The sequence below is a fragment of the Maribacter sp. IgM3_T14_3 genome (assembly GCF_049603095.1).
Classification (GTDB): domain Bacteria; phylum Bacteroidota; class Bacteroidia; order Flavobacteriales; family Flavobacteriaceae; genus Maribacter.
Window position 1 is genome coordinate 3,461,128 of sequence record NZ_CP187138.1, and the last position, 22,712, is coordinate 3,483,839.

General features: G+C 34.2%; 27 protein-coding genes. 17 read left to right on the forward strand and 10 right to left on the reverse strand.

Features of this window, described 5'->3' with window-relative positions:
- Positions 1–8: 8 nt before the first annotated feature.
- Positions 9–692: a hypothetical protein gene (locus ACPF9A_RS15510; protein ID WP_423998381.1), complete on the reverse strand. Its 684-nt coding sequence runs from the start codon at positions 690–692 to the stop codon at positions 9–11.
- Positions 693–876: 184 nt separating this feature from the next.
- Here ACPF9A_RS15510 and ACPF9A_RS15515 point away from each other — a divergent pair, with 184 nt between their 5' ends.
- The 3 genes from ACPF9A_RS15515 to ACPF9A_RS15525 all read left to right on the forward strand — a co-directional run bounded on the left by ACPF9A_RS15515 (position 877) and on the right by ACPF9A_RS15525 (position 4,157).
- Positions 877–1,755, forward strand: coding sequence for a PPK2 family polyphosphate kinase (locus ACPF9A_RS15515; protein ID WP_423998382.1), 879 nt, complete (start codon positions 877–879; stop codon positions 1,753–1,755).
- Positions 1,730–3,124: a M20/M25/M40 family metallo-hydrolase gene (locus ACPF9A_RS15520; protein WP_423998383.1), complete on the forward strand. Its 1,395-nt coding sequence runs from the start codon at positions 1,730–1,732 to the stop codon at positions 3,122–3,124. The genes ACPF9A_RS15515 and ACPF9A_RS15520 overlap by 26 nt, the downstream gene beginning before the upstream one ends.
- A gap of 100 nt (positions 3,125–3,224) precedes the next feature.
- Positions 3,225–4,157: a peptidylprolyl isomerase gene (locus ACPF9A_RS15525; protein ID WP_423998384.1), complete on the forward strand. Its 933-nt coding sequence runs from the start codon at positions 3,225–3,227 to the stop codon at positions 4,155–4,157.
- A 316-nt stretch (positions 4,158–4,473) separates the two neighbouring features.
- On the opposite strand, the gene ACPF9A_RS15530 is transcribed toward ACPF9A_RS15525, so the two are convergent.
- A complete protein-coding gene (locus ACPF9A_RS15530; RefSeq protein WP_068486174.1) occupies positions 4,474–4,668 on the reverse strand; it encodes a cold-shock protein in 195 nt (64 codons plus the stop codon).
- A gap of 129 nt (positions 4,669–4,797) precedes the next feature.
- Entirely contained in the window at positions 4,798–5,436 is a 639-nt protein-coding gene (locus ACPF9A_RS15535; RefSeq protein WP_423998385.1) for a peroxiredoxin, read from the reverse strand.
- Between the two features lie 110 nt (positions 5,437–5,546).
- Here ACPF9A_RS15535 and ACPF9A_RS15540 point away from each other — a divergent pair, with 110 nt between their 5' ends.
- Positions 5,547–6,083: a YfiT family bacillithiol transferase gene (locus tag ACPF9A_RS15540; RefSeq protein WP_423998386.1), complete on the forward strand. Its 537-nt coding sequence runs from the start codon at positions 5,547–5,549 to the stop codon at positions 6,081–6,083.
- A 5-nt stretch (positions 6,084–6,088) separates the two neighbouring features.
- On the opposite strand, the gene ACPF9A_RS15545 is transcribed toward ACPF9A_RS15540, so the two are convergent.
- Positions 6,089–6,616: a GNAT family N-acetyltransferase gene (locus tag ACPF9A_RS15545; RefSeq protein ID WP_423998387.1), complete on the reverse strand. Its 528-nt coding sequence runs from the start codon at positions 6,614–6,616 to the stop codon at positions 6,089–6,091.
- A 25-nt stretch (positions 6,617–6,641) separates the two neighbouring features.
- On the reverse strand, positions 6,642–7,205 hold the full coding sequence (locus ACPF9A_RS15550; protein WP_423998388.1) for a thioredoxin family protein: 564 nt from the start codon (positions 7,203–7,205) through the stop codon (positions 6,642–6,644).
- An 89-nt stretch (positions 7,206–7,294) separates the two neighbouring features.
- Here ACPF9A_RS15550 and ACPF9A_RS15555 point away from each other — a divergent pair, with 89 nt between their 5' ends.
- From ACPF9A_RS15555 to ACPF9A_RS15570, 4 genes are read left to right on the forward strand one after another with little or no spacing between them, the layout of a single operon-like run.
- Positions 7,295–7,597 (forward strand): phosphoribosylpyrophosphate synthetase, encoded by a 303-nt coding sequence (locus tag ACPF9A_RS15555; RefSeq protein WP_423998389.1) that lies wholly within the window; start codon positions 7,295–7,297, stop codon positions 7,595–7,597.
- A complete protein-coding gene (locus ACPF9A_RS15560; RefSeq protein WP_423998390.1) occupies positions 7,597–7,935 on the forward strand; it encodes a tRNA-binding protein in 339 nt (112 codons plus the stop codon). The genes ACPF9A_RS15555 and ACPF9A_RS15560 overlap by 1 nt, the downstream gene beginning before the upstream one ends.
- 4 nt (positions 7,936–7,939) lie before the next feature.
- Positions 7,940–8,860: a bile acid:sodium symporter family protein gene (locus tag ACPF9A_RS15565; protein WP_423998391.1), complete on the forward strand. Its 921-nt coding sequence runs from the start codon at positions 7,940–7,942 to the stop codon at positions 8,858–8,860.
- Positions 8,857–9,909: a lysophospholipid acyltransferase family protein gene (locus tag ACPF9A_RS15570; RefSeq protein ID WP_423998392.1), complete on the forward strand. Its 1,053-nt coding sequence runs from the start codon at positions 8,857–8,859 to the stop codon at positions 9,907–9,909. The genes ACPF9A_RS15565 and ACPF9A_RS15570 overlap by 4 nt, the downstream gene beginning before the upstream one ends.
- Before the next feature lie 72 nt (positions 9,910–9,981).
- Here ACPF9A_RS15570 and ACPF9A_RS15575 read toward each other — a convergent pair whose 3' ends face one another.
- On the reverse strand, positions 9,982–10,368 hold the full coding sequence (locus tag ACPF9A_RS15575; RefSeq protein ID WP_423998393.1) for a PUR family DNA/RNA-binding protein: 387 nt from the start codon (positions 10,366–10,368) through the stop codon (positions 9,982–9,984).
- A gap of 65 nt (positions 10,369–10,433) precedes the next feature.
- Positions 10,434–12,185 (reverse strand): ABC transporter ATP-binding protein, encoded by a 1,752-nt coding sequence (locus ACPF9A_RS15580; protein ID WP_423998394.1) that lies wholly within the window; start codon positions 12,183–12,185, stop codon positions 10,434–10,436.
- A gap of 280 nt (positions 12,186–12,465) precedes the next feature.
- Here ACPF9A_RS15580 and nusB point away from each other — a divergent pair, with 280 nt between their 5' ends.
- The 4 genes from nusB (at position 12,466) to ACPF9A_RS15600 (ending at position 15,682) form a co-directional block, all read left to right on the forward strand.
- Positions 12,466–13,413, forward strand: a complete 948-nt coding sequence (gene nusB / locus ACPF9A_RS15585; protein WP_423998395.1) for a transcription antitermination factor NusB — start codon at positions 12,466–12,468, stop codon at positions 13,411–13,413.
- A gap of 43 nt (positions 13,414–13,456) precedes the next feature.
- Entirely contained in the window at positions 13,457–13,927 is a 471-nt protein-coding gene (locus tag ACPF9A_RS15590; protein ID WP_423998396.1) for a DUF1573 domain-containing protein, read from the forward strand.
- A gap of 24 nt (positions 13,928–13,951) precedes the next feature.
- Positions 13,952–14,239, forward strand: a complete 288-nt coding sequence (gene yajC, locus ACPF9A_RS15595; RefSeq protein WP_068486194.1) for a preprotein translocase subunit YajC — start codon at positions 13,952–13,954, stop codon at positions 14,237–14,239.
- 93 nt (positions 14,240–14,332) lie between these two features.
- The gene (locus ACPF9A_RS15600; RefSeq protein WP_423998397.1) at positions 14,333–15,682 is read left to right on the forward strand and encodes a Gfo/Idh/MocA family protein; all 1,350 of its coding nucleotides are present in this window, start codon (positions 14,333–14,335) and stop codon (positions 15,680–15,682) included.
- Here the strand turns inward: ACPF9A_RS15600 and ACPF9A_RS15605 are convergent.
- Entirely contained in the window at positions 15,677–16,285 is a 609-nt protein-coding gene (locus ACPF9A_RS15605; RefSeq protein ID WP_423998398.1) for a YdeI/OmpD-associated family protein, read from the reverse strand. The genes ACPF9A_RS15600 and ACPF9A_RS15605 overlap by 6 nt on opposite strands.
- Before the next feature lie 4 nt (positions 16,286–16,289).
- The gene (gene pepT, locus ACPF9A_RS15610) at positions 16,290–17,513 is read right to left on the reverse strand and encodes a peptidase T (RefSeq protein WP_423998399.1); all 1,224 of its coding nucleotides are present in this window, start codon (positions 17,511–17,513) and stop codon (positions 16,290–16,292) included.
- A 71-nt stretch (positions 17,514–17,584) separates the two neighbouring features.
- Here pepT and ACPF9A_RS15615 point away from each other — a divergent pair, with 71 nt between their 5' ends.
- Both ACPF9A_RS15615 and ACPF9A_RS15620 read left to right on the forward strand, forming a co-directional pair.
- Entirely contained in the window at positions 17,585–18,034 is a 450-nt protein-coding gene (locus tag ACPF9A_RS15615; RefSeq protein ID WP_423998400.1) for a hypothetical protein, read from the forward strand.
- A gap of 57 nt (positions 18,035–18,091) precedes the next feature.
- Positions 18,092–19,135, forward strand: a complete 1,044-nt coding sequence (locus ACPF9A_RS15620; protein ID WP_423998401.1) for a quinone-dependent dihydroorotate dehydrogenase — start codon at positions 18,092–18,094, stop codon at positions 19,133–19,135.
- Between the two features lie 77 nt (positions 19,136–19,212).
- Here the strand turns inward: ACPF9A_RS15620 and ACPF9A_RS15625 are convergent, their stop codons facing one another.
- Entirely contained in the window at positions 19,213–19,623 is a 411-nt protein-coding gene (locus ACPF9A_RS15625; RefSeq protein WP_423998402.1) for a Dabb family protein, read from the reverse strand.
- 86 nt (positions 19,624–19,709) lie between these two features.
- Here ACPF9A_RS15625 and ACPF9A_RS15630 point away from each other — a divergent pair, with 86 nt between their 5' ends.
- From ACPF9A_RS15630 to ACPF9A_RS15640, 3 genes are all read left to right on the forward strand, one after another.
- Positions 19,710–20,330 (forward strand): LysE family translocator, encoded by a 621-nt coding sequence (locus ACPF9A_RS15630; protein WP_423998403.1) that lies wholly within the window; start codon positions 19,710–19,712, stop codon positions 20,328–20,330.
- A 53-nt stretch (positions 20,331–20,383) separates the two neighbouring features.
- The gene (locus ACPF9A_RS15635; RefSeq protein WP_423998404.1) at positions 20,384–21,253 is read left to right on the forward strand and encodes a hydroxymethylglutaryl-CoA lyase; all 870 of its coding nucleotides are present in this window, start codon (positions 20,384–20,386) and stop codon (positions 21,251–21,253) included.
- Positions 21,254–21,394: 141 nt separating this feature from the next.
- Positions 21,395–22,630 carry a DUF4856 domain-containing protein gene (locus ACPF9A_RS15640; protein WP_423998405.1) on the forward strand — a complete coding sequence of 412 codons (1,236 nt, stop codon included), beginning with the start codon at positions 21,395–21,397 and terminating at the stop codon, positions 22,628–22,630.
- Positions 22,631–22,712 lie beyond the last annotated feature (82 nt).

A 22,712-nucleotide genomic window follows, 5' to 3' on the forward strand; every position in this document is an offset into this window, starting at 1 on the left:
TTTAATGATTATTTAGTAGCAGCGCAATTACCAATTTTATTCAATGCTTCTTGGGTAATTTCTTTGGTGCGTAAGTTGTAATATTTACTTCCTTCCGAAATATTCGGTTTTAGTAATTGAGCTTCACATTCATCGTGAATTCTACGGGCGAATGCGGTTGCATCTTTACAGTTTACGCTCTCAACTACTTTATCAAGTGAGATACGATACTTTTCTAGAGAAATATCAATAGTTTCGAACAAGCTCTTGTTATACGATACTTTGCTAATTGGTGTTGAATTTGTGTTCACCGAAAGTGCGTCGCTAGTATAGGCACTTTCATGAGTATCGTGAGATTCTAAGACTAAGATAGTATTGTTTGTTAGTTCTATAGATGCGTTCAAATAATTAATAGTACCTTCTAATGTAGTAGATTTCGTAGCAAGTAATAATACTTCTATATTTTCAAGCATGCTTTCTTTTGCATATTTACAGCCACAAACATTTAATTGATTCTTAGATTTTTCTAAAGCACTTAGCGCTTTGTAAGCATAAAATCGTGCTTGATTTATATCTTGTGTTTGTAATGCTGCATTGATTTGCGATTTCGCATAACCCATATTAGAATTTGCATATTCGCACTCTACATTCGAGCTGAAGGAGGATAAGGATAGTAGTGCAATAGCACAGAAAAAAAAGATATTTTTCTTCATAAGTAGGTATTTTAGATGTAAGATTTGGGATCTTACACCGATAAATTTATATCCTTTACCTTGTTGAAAATATTATTTTCGATACAATACACATCAATTAGGATGAACGGAATTTGTGAGAATTATATTACTTAGCTTTTGTTGCCAAATTAGTATTCATAACTATTAAATTTTATATTTCAGAATGGATAAAATAAAAGTAGACAATTATAGAACCAATAAGAACTTTAAAATCTCTGATAATGAGACTTTTGAAGATTTTGGTAAGTCTGAAAAGGAACTGAAAAAAGAACTATCAAAAATTAGAAGAGAACTAGGGGAGTTTCAAGACACTATATATGCCCACGGTAAATATAGTATTCTGGTATGCCTACAAGGTATGGACACCGCTGGTAAAGATAGTTTAATACGAGAGGTGTTTAAAGATTTTAATGTTAGTGGTGTAGAGGTGCATAGTTTTAAAGTACCTACAGAATTAGAACTGAGCCATAATTATCTTTGGCGTCATTATTTAGTATTGCCTGCAAAAGGTAAATTTGGCGTTTTTAATAGAACCCATTACGAAAATGTATTGGTAACTAGAGTGCACCCAGAATATATTTTAAATGAACATATACCGGGTATACATACGGTAGAAGATATTGATCAGAAATTTTGGGATAAAAGATTTGAACAGATCAATGATTTTGAACGCCATCTTGCCGAAAACGGAACCTTAATATTTAAGTTCTTTCTTAATCTCTCTAAAGAAGAGCAACGTCAACGTTTATTAAGAAGGCTTGCCTTAAAAGAAAAACACTGGAAATTTTCTCCAGGAGATTTAAAAGAGCGTAAATTATGGAACGTGTACCAACATTGTTACGAAGAAGCTATTTCTAAAACAACCCACGATCATGCGCCATGGTTTGTAGTGCCTGCAGATAATAAGAAAGCAACAAGAATAATTATCGCCTCTATTTTATTAGAATCGTTAAAAAAATACAAAGATATCAAAGAGCCTATGTTGAGCGAAAAAATAATGGCTAATTTAGACAGCTATGAAGAACAACTACAAAGTGAATAGTAAACTTGCGCTTTTATTTGTTATCGCTTTCACATATGTGGGGTCGTCACAAAATACAGATCAAGAACAGATAAAGAAACTTTATGATGTAGCATTGACAGAAGGTGCTGGTTATAATTGGTTGAATTATTTATCGAATCAAATTGGTGGGCGACTATCGGGATCTATACAGGCTCAACAAGCTGTCAATTATACAAAGTCTCAATTAGATTCTTTAGGCGTTGATAAAGTTTGGTTGCAACCGGTTATGGTACCTAAGTGGGTTAGGGGCACACCTGAATTTGCTTATTACGAAACTTCGCCAGGGGCAACTACGAACGTTGCTATTTGTGCATTAGGTGGTTCAGTACCCACTCCGCAACAGGGTATTAAAGCAAATATTATTGAAGTTGATGGTATAGAGCAGTTGGCTATTTTAGGAAAGGATAAAATTTCTGGTAAAATCGTATTCTTCAATAAACCGATGGATGCTACCCAGATAGATACCTTTACTGCATATTCTAATTGTGTTGATCAGCGTTATGCCGGTGCAGAAGAAGCTTCTAAATACGGTGCATTGGGTGTAATTGTACGCTCGTTGAATCTGCGATTAGATGATTACCCGCATACGGGTTCAATGGGTTATGGGGAACAGCCGGAATCAGAAAGAATACCTGCTGCTGCAATTAGTACCAATGGGGCTGAATTATTGAGTACTTCGTTAAAATTGAATCCTGAAATTAATTTTTATTTCAAACAAAATTGTAAGCAATTTAATGATGTAGAGTCATTCAATGTTATCGCAGAAATTAGAGGCACAACGAAACCTGAAGAGGTAATCGTAGTTGGCGGGCACCTAGATTCTTGGGATTTAGGCGATGGTTCTCATGACGATGGTGCCGGTTGTGTTCAAAGTATGGAGGTTTTAAATCTTTTCAAAAAAACTGGTTATAAACCCAAACATACCGTTAGAGTTGTTCTTTTTATGAATGAGGAAAACGGATTAAGAGGTGGTAACAAATATGCCGAAGTTGCCAAAGCCAATAACGAGAAACACATATTCGCTTTAGAAAGTGATTCTGGCGGATTTACACCTCGCGGATTTACTATCGATAGTTCGGATAAGAACTTTGAGAAAATATTGACCTGGAAAAATCTTTTTGAGCCTTACCTAATTCACTCTTTTGAAAAAGGATTTAGTGGTGCAGATATTGGTCCTTTAAAACAAGAAGGATTAGTTCTTGCAGGGTTAAGACCAGATTCTCAACGTTATTTTGACCATCATCATGCCGAGAACGATACTTTTGAACATGTAAATAGACGCGAACTACAGTTAGGTGCTGCTTCTATGGCAAGTTTGGTATACTTGGTAGACAAATACGGATTCTAATTAAATAAAATATTCTGCAACAGTTTTTCGGTTTTGAACTAGACGAAATGTACAAATCGTTAAATTTCTTTACCTTTGCTGCATACTTAAAAATATTAAAATGGAAGAAGGAATTTACGCCAAGTTCAATACAAATAAAGGCGAAATACTAGTAAAATTAACTCATGATAAAACTCCTGGTACAGTTGGGAATTTTGTAGCCTTAGCAGAAGGTGATAAAGAAAATAGTGCCAAAGGTAAAGGTGAGCCTTATTATAATGGTTTAAAATTTCATAGGGTTATTCCTGATTTTATGATCCAAGGTGGTTGCCCTCAAGGTAGAGGTACTGGTGACGCCGGTTATAAATTTGATGATGAATTTCACCCAGAATTAAAGCATGATGCACCTGGTGTGCTTTCAATGGCTAATTCGGGTCCGGGTACTAATGGTAGCCAGTTTTTTATTACGCATGTGCCAACTCCTTGGTTAGATAACAAACATACTATTTTTGGTAAAGTTGAGTCTGGTCAAGATGTTGTAGATGCTATAGCACAAGATGATTTTATTGAATCTTTAGAAATTGTAAGAGTTGGTGATGCTGCCCAAAAGTGGGACGCATTAAAGGCTTATGAAGATTTTAACGCCTCTGGTGAAGTAAGATTAGCGAAAGAAAAAGCAAAGCAAGAGGCTGAGCTAGATAAAGTTGCTGCAGGTTTTGAATCTACACCCTCTGGTCTTCGTTATAAAATGATTCAGAAAGGTAGTGGAGCGCAAGCTGAGAAAGGAAAAAAAGTTTCTGTGCATTATGAAGGTTCACTTCTAGATGGTCAGGTTTTTGATTCATCTTACAAGCGTAATTCTCCAATTGATTTTCAATTGGGTATCGGTCAAGTTATACCAGGTTGGGATGAAGGTATCTCATTATTAAAAGTTGGTGATAAGGCACGTTTCGTAATTCCTTCAGACTTAGCATATGGGTCGGCTGGTGCTGGCGGGGTAATACCACCTGATGCCACATTGATATTTGATGTAGAGTTAATGAAAGTGGGTTAAGAAACCACTTCAAAATTATAGATAAGCACCTGTATTGTAATGATATAGGTGTTTTTTATTTGATGATTATTTTTTGCGGGTAATAAAACTTCCTAAAAGCAATACTACATTAACAAACATCAACACTAAAAATACGGTCAAAAATGTGGTCATAAATACATGTATAAGGTCGGGGAACCGTTCTTGTTTAATCTATAGATATGTATTTAGGTAAAAGGTTGCGTTTTAATTGAACAAATTTTTTAAAAAAAATAAGCATAAAAAAACCCGAACCAATTGGTTCGGGTTTTAAACTATAAAAAAGTTAAATCGTTACCTAGTCAAGTACCTTCACATTAACGGCGTTTAATCCTTTTTTACCTTGTTGTAGTTCAAATTCTACAACATCACCTTCACGAACTTCATCGATTAAGCCAGAAATGTGTACAAAATGATCTTCGTTTGAACCATCTTCAGTGATAAATCCGTAACCTTTAGAATCATTGAAGAATTTTACTGTTCCTTTACTCATAATAGAAAAATTAAATATTAATTAAAGCACGAAGATAGTTTTTTTTTGTTTAAAAACTTAAAATCTTATATGTTATCTTAAGGTTAACAATTTTTGTCTAATGTATTGAGGATGAACCCATTTTTAGAACTATGCAGTAGGGTCTGGTGTCATTCTCAAATATGGTTTTACCTCGGTAACTCCTTTAGAAAACATATCTTTTGCGTCAGCAGTAGATATTGCGGGGCTAACCACCACTTCTTTACCTTTTTCCCAGTTCGCCGGTGTAGCAACTTTATGGTATGCAGTAAGTTGTAAAGAATCTATAACTCTTAGCAATTCGTAAAAATTTCTTCCAGTTGATGCTGGGTAAGTCAAAGTTAACTTTACAGATTTATCTGGTGCAATTATAAAAACTGAACGTACTGTTAGGTTATTATCTGCATTTGGGTGTATCATATCATATAAATGAGATACCTTTTTATCTTCATCTGCAATGATTGGAAAGTTTACAACTGTGTTTTGAACTTCATTAATATCCTTTATCCATTCTGCATGTGACGCTGCACCATCAACACTTAGCGCAATCATCTTTACATTTCTTTTATCGAACTCATCTTTGAATTTTGCCGCCGTACCTAACTCTGTAGTACAAACGGGAGTGAAATCTGCAGGGTGAGAAAATAATATTCCCCAACTATCACCTAGGTAATCGTACAAATTAATAGTGCCCATTGAGCTATCTGCAGTAAAATTTGGTGCTTTATCACCTAAACGTATTGTTGCCATAAAATTATGATTTTGTATATTTATTTTATTATCCTATAAAATTAGTAGATTATATAATGTTGTGGGTAGGTTTTAGGTTAAAAGTCTATTAAAATTTTTACATTTAGTACATGGAAGAATTAGAAAAATTAAAGTACCCGATTGGTCTTTTTAAATGTCCTGAGCATATTTCGAAAGATGATATTGCAAATTGGATAACTATATTAGATACATTGCCTAAACGTTTGTCAAATCTGGTACATGATTTTTCTGAAGAACAGTTAAATACGCCTTATCGAGAAGGTGGATGGACGGTTAGGCAAGTAGTACACCATATGGCAGATAGTCATCACCATAGTTATACTCGGTTTAAATGGGCATTGACGGAGAATAGACCGCTTATAAAAGTTTATGAAGAAAAATTGTGGAGCGAACTTATAGATGCCAAAACAGCACCAATTTCTTTATCGCTTTCTTATTTAAAGGCATTGCATGCTAAACTGGTCTTTTTATTAAATCACCTTGAATCGGCAGATTTTGAGAAAAGTTATATTCACCCAGAGGGTAGTGTTAATGTTTCAGTTGCCGAAAATATTGGTAAATATGCATGGCACAGTAACCACCATTTGGCACATATTCAAAATTTGGTAGATAGAAAAGGTTGGTAGAATACTTACAAATTCTTCTGTAGTAAATACATTGGTTTTTCTTCTTCAATAACATTGTTGAACGGTACTTGAGTGTTCGCAACAATTGTATAAGAATGTGATAAGTAAAAGGGTAGTGCTAGACCTTTTTGCATAGACTCTAGAAAAATGGCCTTTTTAGAATAGTCTATAGCAATTTGCTCAACAAATTTTAGACTTTTAGAGCCTAAACCTTTTCCAGAGAATTCGTTAAGAATATAGATTTTGTCAAGGTATAATGCATCGGCTTGGCTATACTCTTGTAGTTTTTTGTGCAGGGTAATTTTTAGAATACCCACGTATGTCGAATTTGTCTGTATAAGATATAGAACAGTGTCTTCGTCTTGCTCTTCATTTAAGAGTACTTCTTCGGTAAAACTGTTTTTAATATAGGTAGTTGTGTCGCCATTAGGCCAAAGATGTTTGTAATGTTGATTATAGGCTTTGGTACCTATTTCAATATACGCGTTGTAAAGTTCTGGCTTCAGTAGTACAAACTGAATATTATTCTCCATAATTTAAAATAAAAAGCTATTGTATTTAAGCGTTAGATTTCCATTTTATATTACAACCAATACTAGGTTTTTGAATAGAATTAATTTCTTCGCCTTTTAATAGGTTTTCAATGGCATCTCTAAGATCTTTGCCAGTTAATGGCAATCCGTTACCCGGTCTAGAGTCGTCTAATTGACCTCTGTAAACCAATTTTAACCCTTTATTAAAAAGATAAAAATCGGGAGTACAAGCAGCATCATATTTTTTGGCTACAGATTGATCTTCATCATATAAATAAGGGAACGTATAATTTTCGGCTTTTGCCTTTATTCTCATGTAATGTGGTCCATCTTCGGGGTAGTTCTCCACATCATTACTAGATATGGCAATAAAATGAATACCCTTTTTTTGATATTCTAAAGCCATTTTAGTTAGTTCGGGATTTACATGAATAACAAACGGACAGTGGTTACAGATAAACATGATGACCGTTCCTTTACTACCATTTAAAGAGTGAAGGTTCATGGTTTTTTTACTAACCGTATCTAACAGACTAAATTCTGGTGCAACGGTACCTAATGCCAACATTTTGCTTTCTGTTCTTGCCATATCAATTAATAATTTATGGTACTAAGTTAACGAATTTATTACCCTTGTCTTTTCTTTATAGTGTTCATAAAACTATAAAAATGACTATTATGGAAAATTCATATATTTCTTTATCTATCGCAATTAAAGCTTTGCAAAAAGAAGGTTACACCGAAGATTTTAATCTGTGTGATGCCGGTATAGAAAATAAAAGCAAGAAGAATATTCATAACGCTACAGAATTAAATGTTGTAAAATTCTATCGTTTCGAAGGTATGAGCAACCCCGATGATAACACTATATTATATGTTATTGAAACGATTACTGGTGAAAAGGGCTTATTAGTAGATGCATATGGCATGTATGCAGGCAATGTACCTAAAGATTTAATAGAAAAGCTTAAATTGAGCTAATGGAAGAACCTATTTCGTGGCAAGATTTTAGTAAAATAGATATGAGGGTAGGCACGATCATAGCCGCTCTAGACTTTCCTGAGGCTAGAAATCCGTCGTACAAGTTACATATAGATTTTGGTGAAGAAATAGGAGTGAGAAAAACATCTGCCCAAATTACAGAAAAGTATACTAAAGAGGAGTTGATCGGACTTCAAGTGACTGCTGTTATTAATTTTCCGAAAAAACAAATTGCCAATTTTATGAGTGAATGTCTTATATTAGGTGCTGTAGACAATAGTTCGGTGGTGCTGCTTCAACCTCAAATGAAAGTGCCAAACGGACTAAAAATTTCCTAATTTTTTGACTGATACTATCTTAGATAACATTCATATAAATTTTGATTCAGGTTCATTATGGATAATGAACATTGTTTTAAGTTTGGTAATGTTTGGCGTAGCCTTAGAAATTTCAATATCAGATTTTAAGCCCCTTTGGTCAAAACCTAAGTCTTTATTAGTTGGGTTATGTAGCCAATTTATTATTCTGCCAGCAATAACCTTTTTACTTGTTTATATTATAGAACCGCTGCCCAGTATAGCTTTGGGTATGTTTATGGTGGCTGCTTGCCCAGGCGGCAATATTTCTAATTTTATATCTTATTTATCTAAAGCAAATACGGCATTATCTGTTAGTCTTACTGCCATTGCTACTATGTTAGCGGTTCTAATGACACCATTGAATTTTCATTTTTATTCAATGTTGTACGAGCCTAGTTCTAGGCTTATTCAAGATATAACCATATCACCTATCGAAATGATAAAATTGGTTTTTTTGCTTTTGGGTCTGCCTTTATTATTAGGTATGTATGTGAATTACAAAAATCCGGTGTTAGCTTTAAAAATTGCTAAGAAGCTTAAAATAGTGTCTTTGGTATTTTTCATTGGCTTGGTATTTATTGCCTTATACAATAACCGAGTCATCTTTATGGATTATATTTTTTATGTTTTTTGGATTGTTTTAATTCATAATCTAATAGCATTGTCTACAGGGTATAGCCTTGGTCGAATTTTTAAATTACCAGAAGATAGTGTTCGATCCATAACCATAGAAACAGGAATTCAGAATTCTGGATTAGGATTGTTATTGATTTTTACTTTTTTTGACGGATTAGGAGGTATGGCTCTTCTTGCGGCCTTTTGGGGAATTTGGCATATAGTTTCGGGGTTAATTTTGGCTGCTTTTTGGAAAAGAAAACCAGTTGTTAAAGAGACGTTAGCGTGAGTACAATTCTATATTCGTTAGTAAAATCTGTAGTAAAAACAGGGCTCTACGGCTACCATAAGAAAATTGTTATTTCAGGGTTGGAGCATATACCAAAAGATAAGCCTGTAATGTTTCTGCCTAATCATCAAAGTGCATTGATTGACGTATTGTTGATTGCTACAGATTGTAATCGAAAACCGTACTTTCTAACCCGTTCAGATGTTTTTAAGGGTAAATTGCTAAAACGTATTTTTTCATATTTTCAAATGTTGCCAATTTACAGAATGCGCGACGGTCGAGATACGCTTTCTAATAATGACGCTATTTTTAATTCATGTGCAGAAATTTTAAATAGGGGTGAAGCCTTGCTTTTGTTTCCTGAAGCCAATCATAATTTACAGCGTAGGGTTAGACCATTGAGTAAAGGTTTTACAAGAATACTCTTTAGAACTTTTGAAATGTACCCAGCGTTAGATGTTCAATTGATACCTGTTGGGTTTAATTATAAGCACGCAGCTCATTTTCCTGATGAGGTGACTATATGTTACGGAAAACCAATTTCGGCAAGAAGTTTATTTGATGGGAATGATTTGAATACTTCTTCCATAAATATAAAAAATCAGATTTCGTCAAGTCTAGAAAATTTGACTACTCATATTCTAATTGATGAAGATTACGATGCCATTTTAAATAGGTTAAAAGCAGAAAAGGTTGATTTTCTTAATCCTACCTCTGTCAACGAAAAAATAAAAGTACTAACCCAGCCAGGTATAGATAGCTCAAATATGCCAGTCTCAGAAAAGCGAAAGTTCAATTTATTTAGTTGGCTGTTTGCATTTCTAAACTACCCAGTAATAATAATTTGGAGATTATGGGTAAAGCCAAAAGTACTCGAAGATGAATTTTTGGGTACGTTCAGGTTTGCGTTTGCGATGATATCTTATCTTATTTATATGATTTTTGTTTTTGCGGTTATAGCAATAGTATTTACGTCATATATTGCAATAGGTGGTATCTGTATTTTGACTTTACTAAATTTATGGATGGTGAAGTATGCATTAAAGTAATTATCAAATACCCAGAAAATAAAAAACGACCCTTAAAAAGAGTCGTTAATTTTTTAAAAGATAGTTTTAAAATTAGATGTCTTCGAAACGAACATCTGTAAAACTAGAAGTAGTAGAGGTGTTTTCTACTGGTATTTCAACTTCTGTTTCAGAATCTTCTTTCTTAAAATCTTTTTGATGTCTTTCAGAAATTACTTCAGAACCTTTTTCGTTGATGATGAAATCCATCATTTCTTCTACATTTTCTTTAAAGGCGTCGAAGTCTTCTTTATATAAATAGATTTTATGCTTCTTATAATGGAACGAACCATCGTCATGTGTAAATTTCTTACTTTCTGTAATCGTTAAATAATAGTCCCCTGCCTTAGTACTTCTTACATCGAAAAAGTACGTTCTTCTACCTGCGCGTAAAACTTTGGAGTGAATTTCTTCCTGATCTGATAAATCTCTTTCGCTCATTTCTAATGTTTAGTGTCGTTATGCTATCAAAAATGAAAAAAAAATCGTTATCCGACAACAATTTTCTAACTTTCTTTCTCTGAGAGCTGTTTGCTATAGAGGTCTTTATAATACCCTTCTCGAGTATTTAATTCGTCGTGCGTACCCTCTTGAATGAGTCTGCCGTCATCTAACACCAATATTTTATCGGCATTTTTTGCCGAAGAAACCCTGTGACTTACAATTAATGTAGTTCTATTCTTAGAAGCTTTTTTAAGGTTGCTTAAAATTTCTTCTTCTGTTTCTGTGTCAACAGCAGAAAGACAATCATCGAACAAATAAATTTGCGGTTTTTTAATTAATGCTCTTGCAATCGACACACGCTGCTTTTGTCCGCCACTTAACGTAATACCTCTTTCACCTAATACCGTATCGTATTTTTTAGAGAAGCCCATTATGTTTTCGTGAACAACGGCATCTTTTGCGATGTCAATAATTTCTTGGTCTGTAGCGTCTTCTTTTCCGAATTTAATATTGTTCTTTATACTATCAGAAAATAGAAATGCATCTTGTGGTACTGCCCCAATAGATTCTCTTAAACTGGTTAGGTCAATATTTTTAATTGGCTCGTTATCTATTAAAATTTCACCCGATGTAGTATCGTATAACCTGGCAACTAAATCTAGAATTGTAGATTTGCCTGATCCTGTTTTGCCAATAATAGCTGTGGTCTCCCCTTCGTTTATAGTAAACGATAAGTGCTTTAAGGCATTGATGTTGGTATCTTGATAAGTAAAATCAACATCTTTAAACTCAATTTTTCCTTTTACCGTATGCTCGTGAGTGGGCGTGTTTTTAATTTCTGACTCCTGATTTAAAAATTCGTTGATACGTTCTTGACTTGCAGCAGCTCTTTGAACGATAGATGTGAGCCATCCTACAATTGCAACAGGCCACGTTAACATGTTTACGTACAATATAAACTCCGCAATTAAGCCAACTTCAATTTCACCCGCCAAATATTGTTTTCCTCCTATATATATGACCAAAATATTACTGATACCTATTAATAGTATCATTAGAGGGAAAAACCAAGCATTTACTTTTGCCAGACTAACACTCTTTTCCTTTCCTTCAATGGCAAGTTTTTCTAAATCTTTATTAGTTTGTGGCTCTAACGCATATGCTTTAATAACCGAAACACCTGAAAATATTTCTTGTGTAAAAGTTGATAGCGTAGATAAATATTGCTGTACAATGGTACTTCGCTTGTGTATTACTTTACTTATTTGATAAATTAAAACAGATAAAAAAGGCAATGGTAATAAGGTGTACGCAGCCAAAGTAGGTGCTTTGATAAACATTAGTGGAATTAAACAGGCAAATAAAGTAAGTGTCTGTATGCCGTACATAATAGCCGGACCCGCATACATACGTACTTCATTTACATCTTCACTTATTCTGTTCATTAAATCTCCAGTTCTATTTTTCTTATAGAAGTTGAGACTTAATTTTTGGTAGTGATCGAATATTTCGTTTTTAAGGTCGTATTCTATATATCTCGAAATATTGATAATTAATTGACGCATTAAAAAAGTGAAGAATCCAGATAATAAAGCGGCGCTTACTATTATTAGTATGTACTCCATTAACAAATCTTGCGCGGTAGATTTTTCTATTTCAGCTTTTATATATTGCTCAACTACGGTAATAGAATTATTGACGTAAGACGGCATGATCAATTGAAATAGCCTGGCTATTACAGTAATTATAATCCCGAAAAAAAGCTTAAGCCAGTATTTTTTGAAGTATTTATTTAGATGCTTAAGTTCTTTCATAAGTAGTAGAAAAGGTAATAGTATAAATTTCTATGGGCAAAGATAGTTTTTTGACCTAAAACGATATGTTATAAATAAGCTAAGATAAATACGATTGCTATTGTGACCCTTTAAATAGATACTTACCTTTGCGGCTTTATTTACTCGATAATCGAGATTTAAAAGCTTCGACGCCTGCCTGAAAGGCGCTTGCGTGGAAATATTAATTATGTTTTAAATTCAATGCCTCGCGGGCTTGTCCCCAAGGTAATTTACTAATATATTAAATAAGTTCTTTCAAATGCTTACAAGAAGGCACATTAGGGTTAAGGTAATGCAGAGCATATACGCACTCATTCAATCTAAAGATGATTCGTTACAAAAACAAGAGAAGTTTTTAAAAGTAAGCATAGAAAATACCTATACGCTATACTTGTTGTGGCTAAGTCTTTTTGTAGAGATACAAAAAAGGGCAGCAGACCAGATATCTTTATCTGCTAATAAATACATTAACGACAAAAAGAAAGAATTTTCTAATCCTAAAAAGTTTATTCAAAACAGATTGCTGTTGCAAATTGTTGAGAACAAGACTTTAGAGGAAGAAATTACTCATAGAAAGTTAGATAACTGGTACTTGAACGAAGAGTATGTAAAACTTATCTATAAAGAGATTATCGAGAGCGAGGCATATCAAGAATACATGTCTACACCTGAAAGCGACTATGCGGCAGATAAAGAATTAGTGCTGAACTTGTTTAAGAACATTATAGCCCCCAACGATAAAATTTACGATTACTTTGAAGATGATAAGTTAACTTGGGTAGATGATATACCTATTGTTAATACCTTTATATTAAAGCATTTAAAGAAGGCAAAACAAGTACACCCAGAATCTTACTTTTTGCCAAGTTTGTTGAAAGATGATGATGATATGACTTTTGCCATGCAATTGCTATCTAGAACATTATTAAAGAACGATGCATTAGAAAAAGAGATTGAAGGTAAAACGCCGAATTGGGATAAAGATCGTATCGCAGGTATTGATAGTATATTATTAAAAATGGCTATTTGCGAGTTGTTACATTTTTCTTCTATACCAGAAAGGGTAACCATAAATGAGTATTTAGAAATTGCTAAAGAATACTCTACACCAAAAAGTAGCATATTTATAAACGGAATTCTCGATAAGCTTACTAAAGAATACAAGTCAGAAGGAAAGCTTAACAAGATCGGAAGAGGTCTATTATAAAAATATTTTATAATTTTACAAATAATTGATAAATCTAAATAGTATGAAAAAAATAGTTCTAATTGTTGGTCTTGTATCAATGGTAGCTTTTACTTCTTGTAAAGACAACGCATCAAGTAAAATTAAAACTGATAATGTAGCAGAGGCTGCGGTAAGAGATGAGGCTGCTAAAGCAGTACCTGTAATGTCTTTCGAGAAGGCAGAGCATGATTTTGGTACAATTGAGCAAGGTACTCCACAAGAGACTGTATTTGTATTTACCAATACTGGTAATGCCCCATTAATTATTACCGATGCTAAAAGTAGCTGTGGTTGTACAGTTCCTAATCCTCCAAAGGATCCTATTGCACCAGGTGAAAAAGGTGAGTTGAAAGTTAATTTCAATGGTTCTGGACAAAACCAGGTTACTAAAACTATTACAGTTACGGCTAACACTGAAAAAGGTTCTGAGCTTTTAAGAATCAAAGCTTTCGTTAACCCAAAAGGAGCAGCTCCATTAGGACCTGTTAAATAATTATAAATTACAGATATACCAAACATGGGTGATATAGGGCAGTTTCTTCCGATGATTTTAATTTTTGTGGTCGCATATTTTTTTATGATCAGACCTCAAATGAAAAGACAGAAGGATGAAAAGAAATTTTCAGCAGAATTAAAACGTGGTGATCGTGTTATTACCAAAAGTGGTCTGCACGGTAAAGTAGTAGATTTGAACGACAATGATTTTTCTTGTGTATTGGAAACAATGGCCGGGAAGTTAAAGTTTGATAGATCTGCCATATCCATGGAAATGAGCGCTAAATTAAACGCTCCAGAGAAAAAGTAATTCTTTCTGAATTCATATAAAAAACACCGATGGAAACATCGGTGTTTTTTTTTGCTCAATTGTGTTATATTTAAGTGCACTTAAATCAATAACATGCTACAAAATAGAAGAAATTTTATAAGAAAAGGAACTGCAGGATTGTTAATGACTGGAGCATCGTTTATGTTTCCTATGGAATTGTTATCAATGATGCGAAAGAAAGTTGGGGCAAACGATACTATAAATGTGGGTTTGGTAGGTTGTAAAGGAATGGGGTTTTCAGATTTGAGTTCTTTTCTAAAAATGAGCGAAATTAATGTTATTGCTCTGTGTGATGTTGATGAGAATGTGCTAAGAGAGAGAACTTCCGATTTGGAAAAAGCAGGAATTAGAAAACCAAAGTGGTATAGCGATTATAGAAAGCTATATGAGAACAAAGATATTGATGTAGTTATCATTGGTACACCAGATCATTGGCATTGTCTACAATTAACAGATGCGTTGCAGGCAGGTAAAGATGTCTACTGTGAGAAGCCAATTGCTAACTCTGTGCAAGAAGCGAACATTATGCTAGATTTTGTGCAATCTCGAGATAGAATGGTACAAATTGGGCAGTGGCAACGTAGTCAACCGCATTTTGTAGACGCTATTAAATATGTGCATACGGGCGCATTGGGCGAAATACGTTTGGCAAAAGCTTGGGCATACCAAGGATGGATGAAACCTGTGCCTGTAGTAGCTGATAGTGCTGCTCCTGCGGGAGTTGATTATAAAATGTGGCTGGGTCCTGCACCAGAAAGAGCATTTAACAAGAATAGATTTCATTTCGATTTTAGATGGTTTTGGGATTATGCAGGCGGATTAATGACCGATTGGGGAGTTCATTTAATGGATTATGCTCTGTATGGTATGAAGGCTGAAACTCCTAAATCTGTAATGGCTTTAGGTGGTAAATTTGCGTACCCGAACGATGCATCAGAAACTCCGGATACATTACAAACAGTATATGAGTATGACGGATTCTCAATTCTATGGGAACATGCAACAGGTATTGATGGTGGTAATTACGGTCGAAATCATGGCATTGCTTTTATAGGTAATAATGGCACCCTTGTTTTAGATAGAGGTGGCTGGGAGGTTATTCCTGAAAATGAATTTAAAGGTTGGGGTAAAGATGGTATTCCAAAAATGGAAGCGATGACATATGATAATGGTGGACTTAGTGGATTAGATTTACACACACAGAATTTTATCGATGCGGTCAAAAGTAGAGATAATTCTAAATTGAATGCACCTATAAAAGTAGGTTATGATGCTGCTTTGGTATCGCATATGGGTAATGTTGCCTTTAAGACAGGAAATAGAATTTATTGGGATGAAACTACAGGGCAATTTAAAAATGAAGAAGCTAATCAATTCTTAAAAGCTAATTATCATAATGGATGGAAGCTGCCCACATTATAAATAATTTTTTCGGTAAATGTCATGTATTCCCCTGCCAGCTAATATCAACGGAACTATCTTTTCTAATCTAGATAGTTTTGTTTTCTCTTGTTTGGCGGTTGCAATGTACTCGGCATAGTCTTTTTGTTTTGAATAGGTTAATTTGTTAAAAGCATTTTTTATGTCCTCGTTGTTTTCAAGTGTAATTGATAGGTGAGTAGGAATGACAATTTTTGTTTTCGGCTTTCTATTTACCTTTATTTCTAATCCCTTCTTATGATTTTCTATAGCTTCCGTTAAGTACGCTGTAATTTCCTTTTTATCGATAGCTTCAAGTGAAGAAAATTTCCAATGTCGCATTGCCATGGTTTTTCCTTCTTGTGCATTTTCTAATACATTTCTCGAATCACTTAAAAACACTCCGTTAAAGAACCAGATTCCGAAGTGGTTTTTGAATTTGTTTATGGCGATGATATTTTTATTATCTACCATATATGTGGGGAAACTCCATTTGTAAGTTTCTGTCATTCCACAGGCTAAGGCAAGAGTTCTTAATATTGCTACTTCATTTTTAAAGTGATGTGGCTCATCATAGAATTCATCTAATTTCTCTTGCTTTTCCATCGTATCATTGATTTGCTGTTAGCTCACAAATACGTACAATAACTTCAACCGCTTTTTGCATACTCTCTACGGGCACATATTCATACTTACCGTGAAAATTATGTCCGCCAGCAAATATGTTAGGGCAAGGTAAGCCCATATAACTTAACTGAGAACCATCGGTGCCACCGCGTATTGGTTTAATAATTGGTTTTATGCCGATATCTTGCATTGCCTTTTTAGCGATTTCTACAATATGAAAAACAGGTTCTACCTTTTCTTTCATATTAAAGTATTGATCTTTTAATTCTAGCTCAATACAATTGTCGTAAACGTTATTAAATTTTTGGACGATGTCTTTTACTAATTGTTTACGTTGCTCAAAATGCTTTAAATCGTGATCTCTAATTATTAGCTCTACAGTTGCATTTTCGATTTCTCCGTCAAAATGATGTACATGAAAAAAGCCTTCTCTACCAGATGTTTCTTCAGGTACTTCGTGCTTGGGTAAATCGCTTATAATTTTATTGGCTATTAAAAGTGAATTTACCATTTTGCCTTTTGCATAACCTGGGTGTACACTTTTTCCTTTTATAGTTATTTTGGCACCTGCTGCATTGAAATTTTCATATTCCAATTCACCAATCTGGCTACCATCCATAGTATATGCCCATTCTGCACCAAATTTTTCTACATCAAATTTATGTGCACCACGACCAATTTCTTCATCGGGTGTAAACCCAATTCTTATATTGCCATGCTTTATTTTAGGATTATTGATCAAATACTCCATAGCTGTTACAATCTCGGCAATACCTGCTTTATCATCGGCACCTAACAATGTTGTGCCATCTGTAGTAATTAGTGTCTGACCAATATACTGCAGTAAATCATCAAAATAGGATGATGATAGAATGATGTTTTTTTCCTTATTCAGAACAATATCTTTACCGTCGTAATTTCTGATAATTTGCGGATTTACATTAGTGCCAGAAAAATCAGGAGAGGTATCAACATGCGAGATAAAGCCTATAGTAGGTACATCATGTTCAACATTAGATGGTAGTGTTGCCATGATATAGGCATTTTCATCTATGGTCACATCAGATAAGCCTATTGAACGTAATTCATCAACTAATTTATTCGCTAAATTCCACTGTTTTTCAGTACTCGGGGTGGTCTCTGATGATGAATCGCTTTGCGTATCAATAGTAATGTAGCTTATGAAACGGTCAATTATATGTTGCATTGTAAATGGTTTTATCAAAAATAAGCTTATATATTGTAATTTAGTAGACGTAAGATTTTATAAATTTTGATATGAATAATTTTAGATTTTTGGTACTAACGGCTTCTGTTTTATTTTTCGTAAACGGATATTCGCAAGCAGATTGCATATTAGGGGTAGGGGTTACCGATGATGCTACTATAGCAGAAATTTTTCAATTCAATGAGTTGCAAAATGAAAAATTAAAAAATCTTAGTGCCGATTTAAAATCTAAAAGTGATGAGCTAAATAACGAATTGGTAAATATAAAAGACAGTCACCCGCAGAGCAGTGTTACCGAATTGCGCCAATTGGCAGATAAGTACAAGGACGTCATGGATAGTTTGGGAAAAGTTCAAGCAACTACTGATAAAAAAATGTTGGCTTTATTCAACCCCAAGCAATACGAACTGTACCAATCTTTATGTAAAGAGGCTTATCGTTCTCCTTATATTGTTGCGCCCACAATGTACACAGATAGTATTGTTGATGAAAACAGATAAGTTCTAACTAACTTTCTCATTTACAGTTTGTATTTTTACGGCTTCTAAAATATAGACATGTATAGGCTTTTTATTAGACCTCTTTTATTTCTTCTTGATCCCGAGAAAGTTCATCATATTAGTTTTACAAGTATTAAGTTTTTCTCTAAAATAGGACTATCTGGTCTTATTAAATCTATGTTCGTTATTGAAGATAAATGTTTGGAACGTGAGCTATTCGGATTGAAATTTAAGAATCCGGTTGGTTTGGCCGCTGGGTTTGATAAAAATGCTGTTTTATATAATGAACTTTCAGATTTCGGATTCGGATTCGTAGAAATTGGCACCCTTACCCCTAAACCGCAAGACGGCAATCCGAAGAAAAGATTATTCCGTTTAAAAGAAGATAAGGCAATCATAAACAGAATGGGTTTCAATAACCACGGAGTTTTCGAAGCTGTAGAGAATTTAAAGAAAAACCATAAGGTGCTTATTGGTGGTAATATTGGTAAGAACAAAGTGACACCAAATAATGAGGCAATTAAAGACTACTTAATCTGTTTTGATGCCTTATTCGATCATGTAGATTACTTTGTTGTGAATGTAAGTTCACCAAACACACCTGGCTTAAGAGAATTACAAGATAAAGAGCCATTAACGGCTCTGTTAAATGAGCTTCAAATAGAGAATTCAAAACAAAGTGAACGCAAGTCGACTGTACGTAAACCTATTTTATTAAAAATTGCGCCAGACCTTACCGATAGCCAATTATTAGATATTATTGATATTGTAAAAACAACAACTATTGATGGTATTATAGCTACTAACACTACCATTTCTAGAGAGAATTTAAAATCTCATGCTTTGGTAACGGAAGAAGCTGGCGGACTAAGTGGTGCTCCATTAAAAGATAGAAGTACTGAGGTGATTCGTTTTTTAGCGGAGAAGAGTAACAAGGCATTCCCTATTATTGGTGTAGGTGGCATAAATTCTGCTGAAGATGCTATCGAGAAATTAGAAGCTGGTGCCGATTTAATTCAATTATGGACGGGCTTTGTATATGAAGGTCCGGCTTTGGTAAAGGAAATTAACAAAGCGCTTATAGAAAAAGCTGCTGTTTAGATATTTATTACTGTGGTAAAATATAAATGCCCTTGTACAAATTGTGCAAGGGCATTTTATATATGTAAGATTTTAATTTACATTTTGGTCCAGTAATCAACTACAAAGACATCATCTAAAAACGGAGTCAGCACAGCGCCAAATGCTTTGTGGTCGGGGTGCGGTAAGTAAATGGCGCGATCCTCCTCACTTTCAAATGTTAGAAAAAAGGCATGTGTAAAGCCTTTGTTCAAACCTTCTGGACTATTGTTTAATCCCCATTCATACCCTTTTATTTGTTCGATTTTTGAAGGTAATGCGCTGAAAGCATCTTCTACTTTTTTCATTTGTTCGGCAGTTGTACCATCTTTGAACTTAAAAAAAACAGTATGCCTTAAAAGACTATCGCTTTGTATCATGTTTGTAGTGGTCATGTTTTCATCTGTCGTGGCAAAAGCATTAGACATAAATGAAATACTAATTAGTAATACAATTAATTTGATTTTCATAGTGTATCGATTTTTAAACAAGATATTAAAAATAGGTGTAATTATAGGTTATTCGTACATTTCATGTAGAACTAAAAACCTTAAAATTGAATTACGATATTTTATTAGCCTTTTCTGTAGCAACCTTTGTTTTGTCTTTGTCGCCTGGTCCTGACAATATTTTTGTTCTTATACAGAGTATAAGTAATGGTAAAAAACAAGGATTGGCTGTTGTCGCAGGTTTAATGTCTGGTTGTTTGGTGCATACTACTCTTTTAGCATTTGGTGTTTCTGCGGTTATAAAAGATAACCCAACCATATTTACGGGTATTAAAGTATTTGGTGCTGCGTATTTATTGTATCTCGCAATAATGGTTTATAGAGGAGGCGATGCCATTGCAATAGAAGGAGAGTCAAAGAATAAAAAAAGTCTATATGCATTATATAAACAAGGGTTTATAATGAATGTATTCAACCCTAAGGTGATTATTTTCTTTTTAGCCTTTTTTCCCGGATTTCTATTTTCAGACTCTTTAAGTACTGTACTCCAATTTTATACGCTTGGTTTTCTGTTTATTTTGGTTTCATCGGTTGTGTTTAGTGGTATCGCCATTTTATCTGGTCAGATTTCAAATTTTTTAAAAACTAAAAATCGAACAGGCTTTATATTAAAATGGATTCAGATTGTGGTCTTCATTGGCATTGCTGTTTATTTATTTTTCGGTTAGTTTATTTGAATTATTAATAGGAGATACTTATTTAGAGTTTGTATTTTTACGAAATGTCTAATTCAAAGATAAAATTAGTAGAATGCCCACGAGATGCCATGCAAGGCATTAAGATGTTTATACCCACCGATGAAAAGGTAAGGTATATACAATCGCTGCTGGGTTGTGGTTTTGATACCTTAGATTTCGGAAGCTTTGTTTCGCCAAAAGCAATACCGCAAATGGTAGATACTGCTGAGGTTTTGGCAAAATTAGACTTATCAAAATCGAATACAAAGCTACTTTCTATTGTAGCTAATGTACGTGGTGCAGAAGATGCAGTTTCTCACCCTGAAGTTGATTATTTAGGTTTCCCTTTTTCTATTTCAGAGAACTTTCAAATGCGTAACACGCATAAGACTATTGCGCAATCTGTAGAAACTTTACAAGAAATATTCAACTTGGCAGATGCCGCCAACAAAGAAGTGGTGACTTATATTTCGATGGGATTTGGTAATCCTTATGGTGATCCTTGGGATGTTGATATTGTAGGGGAGTGGACAGAGAAGTTAGCAAAAATGGGCGCTAAAATATTATCTCTTTCAGATACCGTTGGTTCATCTGATCCCGAAACTATTTCATATTTGTTCTCGAATCTTATTCCTAAATATCCGAATATCGAATTTGGAGCACATTTGCATACGACACCAACTAAGTGGCACGAGAAAGTATCTGCTGCTTACGAATCTGGTTGTAGACGTTTCGATGGTGCCATACAAGGTTTCGGTGGTTGCCCAATGGCTAAAGATGACTTAACCGGTAACATGCCTACCGAGAAAATGCTATCTTATTTTACTTCAGAAAAAGTTGACTCGGGTGTTAATTGGATGGCTTTTGAAGCTTCTTACAATAAAGCTACTGAGTTGTTTACAGCCTATCATTAGGTAACTTATTATATTTCAACCTCATATTATTTAAACGTTAAGTTTATTTAGATTTAATACAGATAAGCTTGTTTCGTATTAAAACATGTTATACGTTTGCATTATTATTTAAAACAAGTCTAAATAAAAACGGATAATAAAATGAATAAATATTTTTTGGCTTTTTCTGCCATTGCAGGTTTAACCTTTACCTCATGTAGTTCTGATGATGATAGTTTAGAGCTTTCTCCATGCGACAATTGTTTTGTTGAATTTGAAGTGCCAGATTCTTACGTATTTACTAGAAACGGAGCTTCTACGGTTAGTTTTGATGGGCAAACCACTAGAATAAAAATGGGGCAAGAGCTTCTGTCAAATTTTAACATACCAACCAATACGCTTGATGATTTAAGTGGAATGTTCGCTCATGTCGAAGGAGATATCGATTTTGAAGAAGCTGCATTAAATGAGTCAGATAAGAGTCTTCGAAGTAAGGTTGCCGCTTCTGCAGATTATTTTTCTACAAATGCAACAGATCAAGCTATAATTCGTGGTGATCTTGATGGATTTATTAGTGCTCAGGTTACAGACATTTATCCTAATTGGGAAGTTGCCGCTACAGCTGGTACTGCAGGGCAATTAGCTGATGGTGAAAGTACACGTTATGTAAATGCGAATGGTTTGGAATATAATCAAATGTTCGCAAAGTCATTAATAGGTGGCTTAATGACAGATCAGATACTTAATAACTATTTAAGTACTGCTGTATTGGATGAGGCAGACAATGTTGCTAATAATGATGCAGATGTAGTAGAAGAAGGTACGGACTATACTACGATGGAGCACAAATGGGATGAAGCTTATGGTTATGCCTATGGTTTAAATGCCGATCAAGCAAACCCTAATGCCGATTTGGGGGCAGATAGTTTCTTGAACGAATATATAGAACGTGCCAATGGAGATTCTGATTTTGAAGGCATTGCAGATGATATATTTGACGCTTATAAATTAGGGCGTGCCGCAATTGTTGCCAAAGATTATGATATTAGAGATTTGCAAGCAGAAATAATCAAAGCGAATATTTCTAAAGTAATCGCTATTAGAGCTGTTTATTATTTACAAAATGGTAAAATAAAATTAGACGGTGAATCTCCTAATATTGGTGGTGCGTTCCATGCACTTTCAGAGGCATACGGTTTTATCTATAGTTTACAATTTACTAGAAAACCAAACTCTGCTGATCCTTATTTTACAAAAGCTGAGGTTGATGCATTCTTAACAGATTTGTTAGATGATGGTGATAATGGTCTATGGAATGTAGAATCAACGACATTAGATTCTATTTCAGAAGATATAGCAGCCAGATTTGATTTTACGGTACCACAAGCTGCCGAATAATAGCGTAAAAAAAAGCTGTTCATGCTGATAAGTATGAGTAGCTTTTTTTATTTTTGCATTTAATTAGAATAAATAAAAATAA

Excerpts from the sequence above, each read along its gene's own strand:
- ACPF9A_RS15540 (WP_423998386.1), top strand. The coding sequence starts at position 5,547 with ATGGAAGAATTAGAAAAATTAAAGTACCCGATTGGTCTTTTTAAATGT.
- ACPF9A_RS15580 (WP_423998394.1), bottom strand. The coding sequence starts at position 12,185 with ATGAAAGAACTTAAGCATCTAAATAAATACTTCAAAAAATACTGGCTT.
- nusB (WP_423998395.1), top strand. The coding sequence starts at position 12,466 with ATGCTTACAAGAAGGCACATTAGGGTTAAGGTAATGCAGAGCATATAC.
- ACPF9A_RS15535 (WP_423998385.1), bottom strand. The coding sequence starts at position 5,436 with ATGGCAACAATACGTTTAGGTGATAAAGCACCAAATTTTACTGCAGAT.
- ACPF9A_RS15545 (WP_423998387.1), bottom strand. The coding sequence starts at position 6,616 with ATGGAGAATAATATTCAGTTTGTACTACTGAAGCCAGAACTTTACAAC.
- ACPF9A_RS15550 (WP_423998388.1), bottom strand. The coding sequence starts at position 7,205 with ATGGCAAGAACAGAAAGCAAAATGTTGGCATTAGGTACCGTTGCACCA.
- ACPF9A_RS15615 (WP_423998400.1), top strand. The coding sequence starts at position 17,585 with ATGAATAATTTTAGATTTTTGGTACTAACGGCTTCTGTTTTATTTTTC.
- pepT (WP_423998399.1), bottom strand. The coding sequence starts at position 17,513 with ATGCAACATATAATTGACCGTTTCATAAGCTACATTACTATTGATACG.
- ACPF9A_RS15625 (WP_423998402.1), bottom strand. The coding sequence starts at position 19,623 with ATGAAAATCAAATTAATTGTATTACTAATTAGTATTTCATTTATGTCT.
- ACPF9A_RS15555 (WP_423998389.1), top strand. The coding sequence starts at position 7,295 with ATGGAAAATTCATATATTTCTTTATCTATCGCAATTAAAGCTTTGCAA.
- ACPF9A_RS15590 (WP_423998396.1), top strand. The coding sequence starts at position 13,457 with ATGAAAAAAATAGTTCTAATTGTTGGTCTTGTATCAATGGTAGCTTTT.
- ACPF9A_RS15515 (WP_423998382.1), top strand. The coding sequence starts at position 877 with ATGGATAAAATAAAAGTAGACAATTATAGAACCAATAAGAACTTTAAA.
- ACPF9A_RS15510 (WP_423998381.1), bottom strand. The coding sequence starts at position 692 with ATGAAGAAAAATATCTTTTTTTTCTGTGCTATTGCACTACTATCCTTA.
- ACPF9A_RS15635 (WP_423998404.1), top strand. The coding sequence starts at position 20,384 with ATGTCTAATTCAAAGATAAAATTAGTAGAATGCCCACGAGATGCCATG.
- ACPF9A_RS15560 (WP_423998390.1), top strand. The coding sequence starts at position 7,597 with ATGGAAGAACCTATTTCGTGGCAAGATTTTAGTAAAATAGATATGAGG.
- ACPF9A_RS15575 (WP_423998393.1), bottom strand. The coding sequence starts at position 10,368 with ATGAGCGAAAGAGATTTATCAGATCAGGAAGAAATTCACTCCAAAGTT.
- ACPF9A_RS15605 (WP_423998398.1), bottom strand. The coding sequence starts at position 16,285 with ATGGAAAAGCAAGAGAAATTAGATGAATTCTATGATGAGCCACATCAC.
- ACPF9A_RS15530 (WP_068486174.1), bottom strand. The coding sequence starts at position 4,668 with ATGAGTAAAGGAACAGTAAAATTCTTCAATGATTCTAAAGGTTACGGA.
- ACPF9A_RS15520 (WP_423998383.1), top strand. The coding sequence starts at position 1,730 with ATGAAGAACAACTACAAAGTGAATAGTAAACTTGCGCTTTTATTTGTT.
- yajC (WP_068486194.1), top strand. The coding sequence starts at position 13,952 with ATGGGTGATATAGGGCAGTTTCTTCCGATGATTTTAATTTTTGTGGTC.
- ACPF9A_RS15600 (WP_423998397.1), top strand. The coding sequence starts at position 14,333 with ATGCTACAAAATAGAAGAAATTTTATAAGAAAAGGAACTGCAGGATTG.
- ACPF9A_RS15640 (WP_423998405.1), top strand. The coding sequence starts at position 21,395 with ATGAATAAATATTTTTTGGCTTTTTCTGCCATTGCAGGTTTAACCTTT.
- ACPF9A_RS15525 (WP_423998384.1), top strand. The coding sequence starts at position 3,225 with ATGGAAGAAGGAATTTACGCCAAGTTCAATACAAATAAAGGCGAAATA.
- ACPF9A_RS15620 (WP_423998401.1), top strand. The coding sequence starts at position 18,092 with ATGTATAGGCTTTTTATTAGACCTCTTTTATTTCTTCTTGATCCCGAG.